Raw genomic sequence first — 12,836 nt, forward strand, 5'->3', positions numbered from 1 at the left:
CCTTCGAAAAGGAAAGCTCGTTTTCCCTTTGACAAGTCCACCGGCCCGCGGGCACGATGGGCGGATGAGGACGGACGGCGAGCAGGAGTCCACGTCGGCGATCGAGCGCCGGCTGCGGCTGCGTCTGGCCGCCGAGAGCTCGGGCTTCGTCGGGGTCGCCCCGATGGCCGACATGCTCGGGGTCTCGGTCGTCACGGTCCGCTCCGATCTCGCCCTGCTCGCGAGCGAGGGCGTCCTCCAGCGGGTGCGCGGAGGGGCGATCCCGGCGCCGAGGCCCACCGGTGAGCGCTCGCTCGAGGAGGGCCTGAGCGCCGCCTCCGACGAGAAGGCCGCGATCGGCGAGGAGGCCGCCGCCTCCGTCTCCTCCGGGCAGAGCATCGTGCTCGACGTGGGCACCACCCCGCTCGCCATCGCGCACGCGCTCGTGGCGCGGGAGGAGCTGCGCGACGTCACGGTGATCACGAACGGCCTCTCCACGGCGCTGGCGCTCGAGCCGGCCATCCCGCGCTTCACGGTCGTCGTCACCGGGGGCACTCTGCGGCCGCTGCAGCACTCGCTGGTCGAGCCGCTCGCGTCCGAGCTGCTCGAGCGGATCCGCGCCGACATCGCCTTCATCGGCTGCACCGGCGTGCACCCCGAGGCCGGCGTCACCAACGTCAACCTCCCGGAGGCGACCCTGAAGCGCCGGATGCTGCAGGCGGCGACCCGCCGGGTCGTGGTCGCGGACTCCTCGAAGCTCGGAGTGGTCGACCTCGGCCGGGTCGCCGCTCCCGACGAGTTCGACCGTCTGCTCACGGGGGCGGGCGCCGCCGACGGACTCGTCGCCGCTCTGGAGGAGGCGGGGCTCGCGGTCACCCGCTGCCGGACGCTCGGCGAGCGCGTCAGTCCGTAGGATCGAGGAATGGCCGACTTCACCCCCGCCCCCGCCACCGGGCGCCAGTTCTCGCTCGACCTCACCGCCGAGGGACGCACCCTGCACGCCGTCGTGACGGAGGTGGCCGCAGCGCTGCGCCACCTCTCGGTCGACGGAGTGGAGATCACCGCCTCCTACCCGGAGAGCACCGTCCCGCCGTTCGGCTCGGGCATCGTCCTGATGCCCTGGCCCAACCGCGTGAAGGACGGGCGCTGGCACCACCGCGGCGAGACGCTCCAGCTCGCGATCACCGAGCCGAAGTACCACAACGCCATCCACGGCCTCCTGGTGAGCACCACGTACCGCCTCGTCGACCAGGGCCCGTCCTTCGTCGAGCTGGCCGCGCCGGTCGTGCCGCAGGCGGGCTACCCGTTCCACCTCGAGACCTCGGTCCGCTACGAGCTGCAGGCCGACGGGCTGAAGGTCGTCCACCGCGTCGTCAACGTCGGAGCCGACGAGGCGCCCGTCGCCATCGGCACGCACCCCTTCCTCGCCATCGGCGACGTCCCGACCGATGAGCTCGAGATCACCGTCGACGCGGCGGTGCACATCGAGGTCGACGAGCGCCTCAACCCCACCGTGCAGAACCCGGTCGAGGGCACCGAGTGGGACCTCCGCTCCGGCCGCCGAATCGGCGACCTGGAGCTCGACGACGCCTGGGCCGACGTCCGGATGGTCGACGGCGAGAGCGTGCACGGCCTCCGCGCCGCGGACGGCCGCCGCGTGCTCCTCTGGGCCGACGCCTCGCACAACTTCATCCAGGTCTTCATCACCCGGATCTTCCCCGACGGCGACGACGTGAAGACCGCGATCGCCGTGGAGCCGATGACCGCTCCCGCAGAGGCCTTCAACAGCGGGCAGGGCCTGCGCTGGCTCGAGCCGGGCGAGGAGTGGACCGTCGCGTGGGGCATCCGCCACGAGGGGTTCCCCACCGCGTCATGACCACCCTCGCGGCCGTCGGGCGCGACGACGAGGCCAAGCGCGTCGCCCTCGTCCGGATGAAGCGGCTCGCCACGGGCCTGCTCGTGGTGATGGCCGTCGTCTTCGCCGTGTCGTTCGCCCTGCAGGAGCGCTACCCGTGGCTGCAGTGGGTCCGGGCCGCGAGCGAGGGCGGGATGGTCGGCGCGCTCGCCGACTGGTTCGCCGTGACCGCGCTGTTCCGGCGGCCGCTGGGCCTGCCGATCCCGCACACCGCGATCATCCCGACCAAGAAGGACGAGATCGGCGCGAGCCTCGCGCAGTTCGTCGAGGAGAACTTCCTCCGCGGCGCCATCGTGCGCGAGAAGCTCGACTCCTTCGGGATCGCCCGGCGGGCGGGGCTGTGGCTCGCCGAGCCGGAGAACGCGCACCGGGTCGGCGGCGAGAGCGCCGCGGCCGTCCGCTCGGCGATCGCCCTGCTGGACGACTCCGACGTGCAGCGCGTGATCGAGGCGCTGGCGCGGCGCCACCTCCTCGACCCGCAGTGGGGCCCGCCGCTGGGCTCGCTGGTGGGCAGCGTGGTCGAGGCGGGCCACCACCGGCGCCTCGTGGACACGCTGGTGGAGCAGGCGGAGGCGTGGCTGACCGCGAACCCGCAGAGCTTCACCCGCATGGTCAGCGGCCGCCTGCCGAGCTGGCTGCCCTCCGCGGTCAGCCGAGCGGTGGACGAGCGGCTGTACCGCGAGGCGCTCGTCTTCGTCGCCGCGGTGCGCGAGGACCAGGTGCACCCGTTCCGGATCGCGATCGACGGCTACCTCGCCACGCTGGCGCAGGATCTGGGCACCGACCCCGACCTGATCGCCCGGGTCGAGGAGATCAAGAACCGCGCCTTCGACAGCCCGCGCGTCCGCGAGCTCGCCGGGGACGCCTGGGAGGCGACGAAGGCCTCCCTCCTCGGCGCGATGGACGACCCGTCGAGCCCCCTCCGCGGCAGCATCGAGTCGATCGTGGTCGATCTGGGCCGCCGGCTCTCGACCGACGCCGGTCTCGCGGCGACCGTCGACTCCTGGATCGGATCGGTCGCGGCCAACCTGGTCGACCGCTACCGCACCGACATCGCCAGCATCATCGGCGACACCATCCACCGTTGGGACCCGCGCGAGACGTCCGAGAAGCTCGAGCTGCAGGTCGGGAAGGACCTCCAGTTCATCCGGATCAACGGCACCGTCGTGGGCTCCCTGGCCGGGCTGGTCATCTTCACCGTCGCGCACGCGCTGCTCGGCTCGTGAAGCGGGGCGCCCGGGCCCGCTCCGCAAGCCCTCGTCGACGTCGGTGGTCGGGCGTACGGTCGCACCATGAGCGATGACAACACCACCGATCCCGATGTCAAGACCGAGGGCGACGTCCTCGGCGCCCGTGCCGACGACGGCAGCGACACCAGCGCCAGCAAGGACCCGTCCGACTGGGTCACCGGCGACGAGCCGATGACCGGCCCGCAGCGCAGCTACCTCGACACTCTCGCGCGCGAGGCGGGCGAGACCCTGCCCGCCGACCTCACCAAGGCCCAGGCCTCCGAGCACATCGACCGCCTGCAGTCCTCCACGGGCCGTGGCGACGGCAGCAACGGGCACGACTGATCCCGCCGGGGCGCCCCGGGGCTGAGCATCAGTCCCCGTCGGCGCCCCCGTCCGGGGCGCGCACACCGCGCCCCGGCCTCCCTAGGGTTCCGTCATGGCGATCTCCCGCACCACGCGCAACGCCCTCGACCTCATCGACGCGATCCGGATCCCCGGCCGCATCGATCCCCGTCTGGCCCGGCAGGTGACCCTGTCCCTCCGCCAGCTCCTCGAATCCGGAGCCTTCGGCCCGAGCGAGCGGCTCCTCCGCCGCCGCGCGAGGAGGCTCCGCTCCCGCACCCGCGAGGCGGCGGCGTTCCGGCAGACGCGCCCGGCCGGCTGCACCGTCCAGCCCTGAGCCCGCTGAACGGAGTCGCTCCGCTGTGACCGGCGACGGGACAGACACCGTCCGCGCGGTCGTCTAGAGTTCCTGGCATCCGGTCCGCCGGATGCCCGCCGCAGTCTCCCGGCCGGTCGACAACGGAGTCGTCCCGGCGCGGGTCATCCCCCAGTTCGCGCGTCGAACGCCCCGCTGGTTCCAGCACCCCGCTCCCTCCTCGAGAAGGGACTCCCGCGATGACGACCCGCGTCTCGCACACCGCGACAACCGTCCGCCTCGTCCGCTGGTACCGGATCGACTCCGACTGGCTCTCGGAGGTCGTCACCGGCCGCCTGCTCGAGCACCATGACGGCCGCTGGCGCCTGCTCGTCGGCGAGAAGGTCCGCGACTACCCGGACGAGGTGTGGTCGCTCTGCCACGAGTGACGCCGTCGCGGAGCACCGCGGCCCGGACGGGGCGTCAGAGGTAGAGGTAGTACGTCTTCGCGCAGTCCGTCGAGCAGAACGGGTCACGGCGGCGGGCCGGCCGGACGCGGCACGCCTCGCACAGCCGAGGCCGGCGCAGGAGGACGCGGAGGACGGTCAGCACCTCTGCACGGTAGTGCGGCGACCTGGCTGCGCCCTGGCACTGTCCGGAAAGCGCGACCAGGCGGTCGAGTGGTGGGCCCCGTCGGGCTCGAACCGACGACCCGCGGATTAAAAGTCCGCTGCTCTGCCAACTGAGCTAGAGGCCCGCGCGCTCCAGGGTAGCGGGCCGTCGACGCCCCCGGAGCAGGTGCGGCCCGGAGCAGGTGCGGCCCGGACCGCGGACGATCCCGGAGCGGACCGCGTCCTCCGCGCGGGCATACCCGTCCAGCCGTGGGCGTTACCCTCCTCGAACCCCCTACGGAGCGCGAGCGCGAGAGCGTCCGCGCGCACGACCGCGGAAGGCGGCCCCATGACAGACGGCTTCCACAAGCCGACCAAGTTCCCCTCCCACGTCTTCGAGGCGTTCCAGGGAGGAGAGGACCCGGCGCAGATCAGCCGCGTCGCCCACGAGACCGCGATCGCGCTGCTGAGCCGTGTCCGGAACGACCCCGACCCGGTGGTCATCGACCGCCTGGTCGAGTACACCGACCACAACGGCATCGACGCGCTCGCCGAGCTCTGGGCGCGCTCCAGCGCGGCGAGCCTGCCGGGCGCCCTCTGGCGGATCTACCTGCTGCGGCTGGTCATCCGGCAGGACCCGGAGAGCACGAGCTTCCTCTACCAGCGCGGAGTCGAACTGTCCGCCACGATCGACCCGGTGGTCGCCGGAGCCAGCACTCCCACGGGGCCGGCAGAGATCACCGAGCTGGCCGACCGGATCCTCCGCGGCGTCTTCGACGGCGACTTCGCGGTGGCACTGGACCGCGCCGCGGCGTTCTGCCGCGTGAGCGCCTCCGGAGCCGTCTCGGTCGCCGACGACGTGGAGCCGGTGAACCCCGCCCGGGCGAGCGAGCTGACCACCCGCGCCCTGCGCCTCTCGACCACCGCGGCCGAGCTCGTGAGCTGCGCGCGGCTGTGGCGGAGCGACTCCCTGGAGTGACGCGCAACCCGCGTTCACCCACTGCGAACGCCGCTCGCCGCCACCGCGGAGGCCTTTGGTAGACTGGCGGAAGCCGGATCGCAGTAACCCCGGGCTCCACTTATAGCCGCTTCGAGCGGCCTCGCGCCGAGAGGCGTTCCTGCGGTCCGGCCCCTTCTCTGCTCGCATCGCCGCCACGGTGCGCGAGGCGAGGGCCCAGGAGGAGTCGATCCTCGCCCGAGTCCCCACAGACAGGCGCCAGCGGAATGAAGAACAGCAGAGCTCTCCGGATCGGCGCGCGCGTCTGGGCGGGGGCGGGGCTGCTGGTCGTCGCCGCCCTCTACCTCCTCGCCGCGCCGAGCGTCGACGACGCGGAGGGCGCCCAGTTCGCCGCGGGGGTCTCGCTCTCGCAGGGCACGGTGATGCGCGTCCTCGCGGTCCTCGACGTGCTCGCCGGGCTCTGGGTCCTCATCCGCCCGCGCAGCTATCCGGGCATCACCGCTGCGGCGGTGGCGGTGATCTCGCTCTGGCTGGCCCCCCGGCTGGGCGATCCGGCGCTCGTGCCGATCGGCACGTTGGCGCTGGATGTCCGATTCGTGACGCATCCGATCGAGGTGTCGGTCGTCGTAGCAGGCCTGGCCGTGACAGCCTTCTGGATGACGCGGAATCTTTCAGCCCGGGCGCGGGCGAGGCGGGGCTGATGACGGACGACACCACAGCGGAGGCGGCTGTCCTCCTCGAGCGCATCGCCGGAGGAGAGCAGGCCGCGTTCGCCGCGCTCTACGACCAGATGGCCGGCCGGGTCCTCGGCCTGATCATCCGCGTCCTCGTCGACCGCTCCCAGTCCGAGGAGGTGGCCCAGGAGGTCTTCCTCGAGATCTGGCAAACCGCTGGGCGTTTCGCTCCGAATAAAGGAAGCGCGACGACCTGGATCCTCACGATGGCACACCGCAGGGCCATCGACAGGGTCCGCGCGGCTCAAGCCGGCCGTGATCGGGACATGCGCATCGGAATCCGAGACCTCGGACGCGACTACGACCAGGTCTCCGAGCAGGCGGAGGTGTCCCTCGAGCACGAGAAGGTCGCGGCCGCCATGGGCCGCCTGACGGAACTGCAGCGGCAGGCGCTGCAGCTCGCTTACTACGGCGGATACTCGCACAGCGAGATCGCGGGGATCCTGCAGTGCCCCGTGGGAACCGTCAAGACACGCCTGCGTGACGGAATGATCAGACTTCGAGAAGAGATGGGGGTGGCCCTGTGAACGATGTGCGACTCCCCGACGGGATGGACGACCCGCGCGATCTCGCGGCGGGTCACGCACTGGGCATCCTGACGCCCGAGGAGCAGGAGCGCTACGAGCGATACCTCTCCGAGCACCCGGAGGCGCGCGGCGAGGCCGACGCGTTCGCCGAGGTGGCGGAGGCGCTGGTCGCCGACGCACCCGCCGTGGAGCCCTCGCCGGGCTTCAAGGCCGACCTGATGGCGCTCATCGCCACCACTCCGCAGCTGCCGCTGGAGGAGCCCGACGAGGACCACGAGGCGCCCGCCGCGCCCCGTCTGGTCCCCGTCGCCTCCGAGGGCGAGCGGAGCGGTCCGACGGCTCGCCGGGACGGTGGCGGCAGCGCCGCGAACCGCGCCCGGAGCCGCTGGTTCGCCCGCCCCGCGGTCTACCTCTCGGCGGCCGCGGCCGCCGCGGTGATCGTGGTCGGCGGAGTGACCCTTCCGCCGCTGCTCTCGTCCGGCCCCGGCCAGACGCAGCAGCAGACGGCTCTGGAGCAGATCCGCAGCGCCCCCGACGCGCAGGAGACGACCGGCACGGTCGCCACCGGCGAGCAGGCGACGCTGGTCTGGTCGAGCTCGCTCGGCCGCTCCGCCCTCGTGGTGGACGACCTGGCGCCGCTGCCGGAGGACAAGACCTACGAGCTCTGGTACATCGGCTCGTCCGGTCCGGTCGCCGCAGGGACGTTCGACGGGGGAGAGGGCAGCACCGTGGCCCCGCTCGAGGGGAGCCTCACCGAGGGCGGAGTCGTCGCCGTGACGGTCGAGGACGCCGGCGGCTCGCCGACTCCGACCACCGATCCGATACTGGCGATCGACATCGCCTGACGGTCCGAGCACGAGAAGAGCCGCACTCCCCTCACGGAGTGCGGCTCTTCTCGTTCCCGGAGGGAACGCGGTGGAACGAGAGCGAGCCGCGACCCCGGAGGGACGCGGCTCGCTCTCGCCTGCGGCGGATCAGCCGAAGCGGCCCGAGACGTAGTCCTCGGTCGCCTGGACGGACGGGCGCGAGAACATCGTCGCGGTGTCGTCGTACTCGATGAGCTTGCCCGGCTTGCCGGTGCCCGCGATGTTGAAGAACGCGGTGCGGTCCGAGACGCGCGAGGCCTGCTGCATGTTGTGGGTCACGATGACGATCGTGTAGTCGTTCTTGAGCTCCTCGATGAGGTCCTCGATCGCGAGGGTCGAGATCGGGTCGAGGGCCGAGCAGGGCTCGTCCATCAGGAGGACGTCGGGGGAGACGGCGATCGCGCGGGCGATGCACAGACGCTGCTGCTGGCCGCCGGAGAGACCGGAGCCCGGCTTGTCGAGGCGGTCCTTCACCTCGTTCCAGAGGTTCGCGCCCTGGAGCGAGCGCTCGACGAGCGCGTCCGCGTCCGACTTCGAGATGCGGCGGTTGTTGAGCTTCACGCCGGCCAGCACGTTGTCCCGGATGGACATCGTCGGGAACGGGTTGGGGCGCTGGAAGACCATGCCCACCTGCCGGCGGACCTGCACCGGATCGACGCCCGGGCCGTACAGGTTGTTGCCGTCGATCAGGACCTCGCCCTCGACGTGCGCGCCGGGAATGACCTCATGCATGCGGTTGAGCGTGCGGAGGAAGGTCGACTTGCCGCAGCCGGACGGGCCGATGAAGGCGGTGACCGTGCGGGGCTCGATGGCGAGCGAGACGCCCTCCACCGCGAGGAACTGGCTGTAGTAGACGTTGAGGTCGTTGACCTCGATGCGCTTGGACATTGCTTCCTTCGGGGATTCCGGCCGGAGCCGAGTGGTGGGTGTCAGCGGCCGAGCTTGGGGGCGAAGATCTTCGCGATCAGGCGGGCGACCAGGTTCAGCGCCATGACGATCAGGATGAGGGCCAGCGCGCCGGTCCAGGCCCGGTTGAGGAACGCCTCGGCGTCGGGACCCTGGTTCGCGTACTGCGTGTAGACGAAGACCGGGAGGGTCATCATCCGCTCGCTGAAGAGGTCGTAGTTCATCGACGCCGTGAAGCCGGCGACGATGAGCAGCGGGGCGGTCTCGCCGATGACGCGGGCGATCGCGAGGGTGATGCCCGTCGTGATGCCGGCGATGGAGGTCGGCAGCACGATCTTGACGATGGTCAGCCACTTCGGCACGCCGAGGGCGTAGGACGCCTCGCGCAGCTCGTTCGGGACCAGCTTCAGCATCTCCTCCGACGAGCGGACGACCACGGGGATCATCAGCACGGCGAGGGCGATCGAGCCGGCGAAGCCCATCCGGACGCCGGGGCCGAGGAGCAGCGCGAAGAGCGCGTACGCGAACAGGCCCGCGACGATGGAGGGGATGCCCGTCATCACGTCGACGAAGAAGGTGATCGCCCGGGCGAGGTGGCCGCGGCCGTACTCGACGAGGTAGATCGAGGTGAGCAGGCCGATCGGCACCGAGATCAGCGCGGCCATGGCCGTGATCTCGAGCGTGCCGATGATCGCGTGGAGGGCGCCGCCGCCCGCGTCGATGACGTTGCGCATCGACGAGGAGAAGAAGAGCGGATCGAACCGCGCGACTCCGTTGGAGACGACCGTGTAGAGCAGGGAGATCAGCGGGAGCAGCGCGATGATGAACGCGGTCGCGACCAGCGAGGTCACGAGGCGGTCGACAGCCTTGCGGCCGCCCTCGACCAGGCGCGAGACCACGTAGATGGCGACGTCGAAGAGGACGGTGCCCCAGAAGATCGCTCCGACGAGGCTGAAGTCGTTCATCATGCCGGCCGCCTGGAGGATCAGGAAGACGGCGGCGAACACGACCCAGCTGCCGACGAGCAGCATCCAGGGAGTGCCCTTGGGCAGCTTGCCCGCCTGCAGCGAGAAGGGCATCGACGAGGTGGCGGCGGACATCAGTTGGCTCCCGAGAAGGCCTTGCGGCGGTTGACGATGAACCGCGCGACCGAGTTCACGACGAGGGTGATGACGAAGAGGATGAGGCCCGAGGCGACGAGGACGTTCACGCCGACTCCGCTCGCCTCCGGGAACTGCAGCGCGATGTTCGCGGCGATGGTGTTCGAGTTCTGCGAGGTGAGCAGGAGGAAGGAGACGACCGTCGCGGGCGAGAGCACCATCGCGACGGCGAGCGTCTCGCCGAGGGCCCGGCCGAGGCCGAGCATGGCGGCCGAGACGATGCCCGGAGCGCCGAAGGGCAGGACGGCCATGCGGATCATCTCCCAGCGGGTCGCGCCGAGCGCGAGCGCCGCCTCCTCGTGCAGGCGCGGGGCCTGGAGGAAGATCTCGCGGCAGACCGCGGTGATGATCGGGATGACCATGACGGCCAGCACCACCGAGGCGGTGAGGATCGTCTTGCCGGTGCCCGACGCCTGGCCGCCGAAGAGCGGGAACCAGCCGATGTTCACGTTGAGGAAGAGGTAGAAGGGCTGCACCATCGGCGCCAGCACGGTCGCGCCCCAGAGGCCGAAGACCACCGAGGGGACGGCGGCGAGGAGGTCGACCACGTAGCCGAGGGCCATCGCGATGCGTCGCGGCGCGTAGTGCGAGATGAAGAGGGCGATCGCGATCGAGAGCGGCAGGGCGATCACCAGGGCGATCACCGCCGACCAGACCGTGCCGAACACCAGGGGGCCGACGTAGGCCCAGAAGCTCGTCGCGTCGCCGGGGAGGCTGCCGGCCGGCGCGGTGAACGCGGGGATCGACTGCGCGATCAGGAAGATCGCGACGGCGGCGAGGACGAGGAGGATGAGGGAGCCGGCGGCGACGGTCGAGATCGAGAAGACCCGATCTCCGACACGCACCTTCGCCTTCGGGCGGACGACGGTCTCAGTTGCCATTCCAGGGGACTCTCTTCAGACGAGGGGTTCGGCGGGGCGCACAGGGAGATGCTAGGGCTCGGAGGGGGCGTCCGGTGGGTCGAGCCCGGCACAGGCGGGGCCCGTCCCGCCGATCGTGCTGCGAGACGGGCCCTGCCGGTGGGACTACTTGATCGACTCGATCGCGGTGGCGACGGTCGAGGCGAGCTCGGAGCTCAGGGGAGCGGAGCCGGCCTGAGCGGCGGCGGCCTCCTGGCCCTCCTCGCTCGCGACGTAGGAGGCGAAGGACTTGACGACCTCGCCCTTGTCGGCGTCCGCGTACTCCTGGCACACGATGAGGTAGCTGACCAGGACCATCGGCCAGGCGTCCGCCTCGGTGCCGGTGCGGTCGATCTTGATCGCGAGGTCGTTGTCCTCGCGGCCCTCGGCGATGGGCGAGGCGGCGACGACCGCCGCGGCTCCGTCGGCCGAGATGGTCGAGAACGCGTCGCCGACCTTCAGCTGGGCCATGTCCATGCCCTGGGCGCCGGACTCGTCGGCGTAGCCGATCGTGTTGGTGCCGTTCTTGACCGCGTCGACGACACCCGAGGTGCCCTTGGCGCCGTCACCGCTCTGGTACGGGAAGGTCTGCGCGGCAGGAGCGTCCCAGACGTCGCTCGCGGTGGCCGCGAGGTAGTCGGTGAAGTTCTGCGTGGTGCCCGAGTCGTCCGAGCGGTGCACGGAGGTGATGTTCGCCGACGGGAGGGTCGCGTCGGGGTTCAGGGCCGTGATCTCCGGGGCGTCCCAGGAGGTGATGGTGCCCTTGAAGATGCCCGCGATGGTGGCCGCGTCGAGCTTGAGCTCGTCGACGCCCTCCACGTTGAAGATGACCGCGATCGGCGAGATGTAGACCGGGAGGTCGATCGCCTTGGTGTCGGGGGCGCAGGCGGCGAAGGTGCCCGCGAGCTCCTCGTCCTTGAGCGCGGAGTCGGAGCCGGCGTAGTCGGCGGCGCCGTCGATGAAGTTGGTGCGGCCGGCGCCGGAGCCCTGCGGGTCGTAGTTGACCGTGACCTCGGGGTTCGCGGTCTGGAACGCGGCGGCCCAGGTGGTCTGCGCGGTGCCCTGAGCGGACGAGCCGATCCCGGTGATGGTGCCGGAAAGCGTGGAGGTGGTGGCGGAGCCGGAGCTGCCGCCTGCGGCCGGTGCCTCGTTGGCAGCGCAGGAGGTCAGCGTGATCGCTGCGACGGCGGCGACGACGGCCGCCTGGCCGAGACGCGAGAATCTCACAAGTATCCCTTTCGGGTAGGAAAGCGTGGAAAACAGAACAGGGCCTGGTGCAGCCCGCGAGCGAGAGTACGGAGGGGTCGTGTCCTGGCACCGACCGCTCGGTGAACGCGCGGTGAACGGGTCCGCCCCGGGGATTGCGGAGCGGAGGGGCGGCGGGGAAGGCGCGGTGCGTCGGGCGCGTCCCGGCTGCGCGACCGGCCCGGTCCGGAGGGATCCGTCGAGCCGGTCGCTCAGCGCGGCCCGGGCGGGTCAGGCCAGCGGCGTGTGCGTCTCGATCGCGACGATGCCGGAGCCGGGGTGACCGGTGGAGAGGTGCACCACGGCGAAGCCCCCGGTCGGGAGCGCTGCCGCCTCGTCGAGGTAGGCGCCGAGAGGAGTCGCCGTGGCGAGGGCGATCTCCCGCAGGATCTCGGGGATCACCGGCCGGTGACTGCAGAGGACGGCGGTGCGGCGGGCGCGGACCCGCTTGCCGACGAGGGCGCGGACGTCGGCGGTGCCCTGCTCGTGCGCCTCCTGGCTGAGGTCGTCGCGCAGCTTGACCGGCTTCCTGACCAGACCGGACAGCGGGGCGATGGTCGACCGGCAGCGCTTGGCGGTGCTCGAGACGAGGCGGCGCGGGCGCCAGGCGGCCACGGCCTGAGCGGCGGCCGCGGCCTCGACCCGGCCGCGCCCGGTGAGGCGGCGGGTGGAGTCGCGGCCGTCCCAGGAGGAGGCGGGCACCGCCTTCGCGTGCCGCAGGACCACGATCGCGAAGGTCTCGAGCGCACCGCGTGCGGCGATCCGGGCGAACTCGTCGACGATCGTCACGTCGTGCGGATAGGTCAGGTAGCTCCGGGCCCGCTTGAGCGTCACCCACTCGAGCGCCTCGACCTCGTCGTTCGGGAGGAAGTCGGACGCCAGGACGGCCTTCTCGGTCACCTGCGCCGCCCAGTAGTAGACGGCCTTCGGGCGCCCGCTCGGCAGCGTGTACTCGGTGCACCCCAGCGGCACCCCGAGCGCCACCGAGAGCCCGGTCTCCTCGCGGATCTCGCGGACCGCGGTCTCCGGGAGGGACTCGCCCGCGTCGACCTTGCCCTTGGGCAGGCTGACGTCCCGGCGGTGCGGCCGGTGGATCACGAGGATGTGCGGGCGGCCCTCGATGATCCGCCAGCACACCGCTCCTGCTGCGTAGACGGTGCCCGTCAC

The 12,836-nt window shown here is 71.5% G+C and carries 16 protein-coding genes and 1 tRNA gene; 10 read left to right on the forward strand and 7 right to left on the reverse strand.

What is annotated here, in order from left to right; all coding sequences use genetic code 11:
* Positions 1-64 precede the first annotated feature (64 nt).
* The 6 genes from C5D50_RS08455 to C5D50_RS08480 all read left to right on the forward strand — a co-directional run bounded on the left by C5D50_RS08455 (position 65) and on the right by C5D50_RS08480 (position 4,212).
* The gene (locus C5D50_RS08455; protein ID WP_104256413.1) at positions 65-892 is read left to right on the forward strand and encodes a DeoR/GlpR family DNA-binding transcription regulator; all 828 of its coding nucleotides are present in this window, start codon (positions 65-67) and stop codon (positions 890-892) included.
* A 9-nt stretch (positions 893-901) separates the two neighbouring features.
* Positions 902-1,855 carry an aldose 1-epimerase family protein gene (locus C5D50_RS08460; protein ID WP_104283268.1) on the forward strand — a complete coding sequence of 318 codons (954 nt, stop codon included), beginning with the start codon at positions 902-904 and terminating at the stop codon, positions 1,853-1,855.
* Positions 1,852-3,120 carry a DUF445 domain-containing protein gene (locus C5D50_RS08465; protein WP_104224715.1) on the forward strand — a complete coding sequence of 423 codons (1,269 nt, stop codon included), beginning with the start codon at positions 1,852-1,854 and terminating at the stop codon, positions 3,118-3,120. Before C5D50_RS08460 ends, C5D50_RS08465 begins: the two co-directional genes overlap by 4 nt.
* A 66-nt stretch (positions 3,121-3,186) precedes the next feature.
* Positions 3,187-3,468 carry a DUF3072 domain-containing protein gene (locus C5D50_RS08470; protein WP_104224714.1) on the forward strand — a complete coding sequence of 94 codons (282 nt, stop codon included), beginning with the start codon at positions 3,187-3,189 and terminating at the stop codon, positions 3,466-3,468.
* Positions 3,469-3,562: 94 nt separating this feature from the next.
* On the forward strand, positions 3,563-3,805 hold the full coding sequence (locus tag C5D50_RS08475) for a hypothetical protein (RefSeq protein WP_104256416.1): 243 nt from the start codon (positions 3,563-3,565) through the stop codon (positions 3,803-3,805).
* 218 nt (positions 3,806-4,023) lie between these two features.
* Positions 4,024-4,212 carry a hypothetical protein gene (locus tag C5D50_RS08480; protein WP_104238738.1) on the forward strand — a complete coding sequence of 63 codons (189 nt, stop codon included), beginning with the start codon at positions 4,024-4,026 and terminating at the stop codon, positions 4,210-4,212.
* A gap of 34 nt (positions 4,213-4,246) precedes the next feature.
* Here C5D50_RS08480 and C5D50_RS16855 read toward each other — a convergent pair whose 3' ends face one another.
* Positions 4,247-4,375: a hypothetical protein gene (locus tag C5D50_RS16855; protein WP_258059535.1), complete on the reverse strand. Its 129-nt coding sequence runs from the start codon at positions 4,373-4,375 to the stop codon at positions 4,247-4,249.
* A 69-nt stretch (positions 4,376-4,444) separates the two neighbouring features.
* Positions 4,445-4,520: transfer RNA gene (locus C5D50_RS08485), tRNA-Lys, on the reverse strand.
* A gap of 203 nt (positions 4,521-4,723) precedes the next feature.
* Here C5D50_RS08485 and C5D50_RS08490 point away from each other — a divergent pair.
* The 4 genes from C5D50_RS08490 (at position 4,724) to C5D50_RS08505 (ending at position 7,438) form a co-directional block, all read left to right on the forward strand.
* Positions 4,724-5,353 (forward strand): DNA-directed RNA polymerase subunit beta, encoded by a 630-nt coding sequence (locus C5D50_RS08490; RefSeq protein ID WP_104227273.1) that lies wholly within the window; start codon positions 4,724-4,726, stop codon positions 5,351-5,353.
* Positions 5,354-5,598: 245 nt separating this feature from the next.
* Complete coding sequence (locus tag C5D50_RS08495; protein ID WP_104224710.1) at positions 5,599-6,033, forward strand: hypothetical protein; 435 nt, start codon at positions 5,599-5,601, stop codon at positions 6,031-6,033.
* Complete coding sequence (gene sigK / locus C5D50_RS08500; RefSeq protein ID WP_104224709.1) at positions 6,033-6,593, forward strand: ECF RNA polymerase sigma factor SigK; 561 nt, start codon at positions 6,033-6,035, stop codon at positions 6,591-6,593. The genes C5D50_RS08495 and sigK overlap by 1 nt, the downstream gene beginning before the upstream one ends.
* Positions 6,590-7,438: an anti-sigma factor domain-containing protein gene (locus C5D50_RS08505; RefSeq protein ID WP_146086905.1), complete on the forward strand. Its 849-nt coding sequence runs from the start codon at positions 6,590-6,592 to the stop codon at positions 7,436-7,438. The genes sigK and C5D50_RS08505 overlap by 4 nt, the downstream gene beginning before the upstream one ends.
* Before the next feature lie 129 nt (positions 7,439-7,567).
* Here the strand turns inward: C5D50_RS08505 and pstB are convergent, their stop codons facing one another.
* From pstB to C5D50_RS08530, 5 genes are all read right to left on the reverse strand, one after another.
* On the reverse strand, positions 7,568-8,347 hold the full coding sequence (gene pstB, locus C5D50_RS08510; protein WP_104224707.1) for a phosphate ABC transporter ATP-binding protein PstB: 780 nt from the start codon (positions 8,345-8,347) through the stop codon (positions 7,568-7,570).
* Between the two features lie 41 nt (positions 8,348-8,388).
* Complete coding sequence (gene pstA / locus C5D50_RS08515; RefSeq protein ID WP_104224706.1) at positions 8,389-9,465, reverse strand: phosphate ABC transporter permease PstA; 1,077 nt, start codon at positions 9,463-9,465, stop codon at positions 8,389-8,391.
* On the reverse strand, positions 9,465-10,406 hold the full coding sequence (pstC, locus tag C5D50_RS08520; RefSeq protein ID WP_104227270.1) for a phosphate ABC transporter permease subunit PstC: 942 nt from the start codon (positions 10,404-10,406) through the stop codon (positions 9,465-9,467). The genes pstA and pstC overlap by 1 nt, the downstream gene beginning before the upstream one ends.
* Before the next feature lie 144 nt (positions 10,407-10,550).
* Positions 10,551-11,651 carry a phosphate ABC transporter substrate-binding protein PstS gene (gene pstS, locus C5D50_RS08525; protein WP_104283270.1) on the reverse strand — a complete coding sequence of 367 codons (1,101 nt, stop codon included), beginning with the start codon at positions 11,649-11,651 and terminating at the stop codon, positions 10,551-10,553.
* A gap of 249 nt (positions 11,652-11,900) precedes the next feature.
* The gene (locus C5D50_RS08530; protein ID WP_104224703.1) at positions 11,901-12,836 is read right to left on the reverse strand and encodes an NUDIX domain-containing protein; all 936 of its coding nucleotides are present in this window, start codon (positions 12,834-12,836) and stop codon (positions 11,901-11,903) included.

The organism is Rathayibacter sp. RFBD1 (genome assembly GCF_002932915.1).
Taxonomy (GTDB): Bacteria; Actinomycetota; Actinomycetes; order Actinomycetales; family Microbacteriaceae; genus Rathayibacter.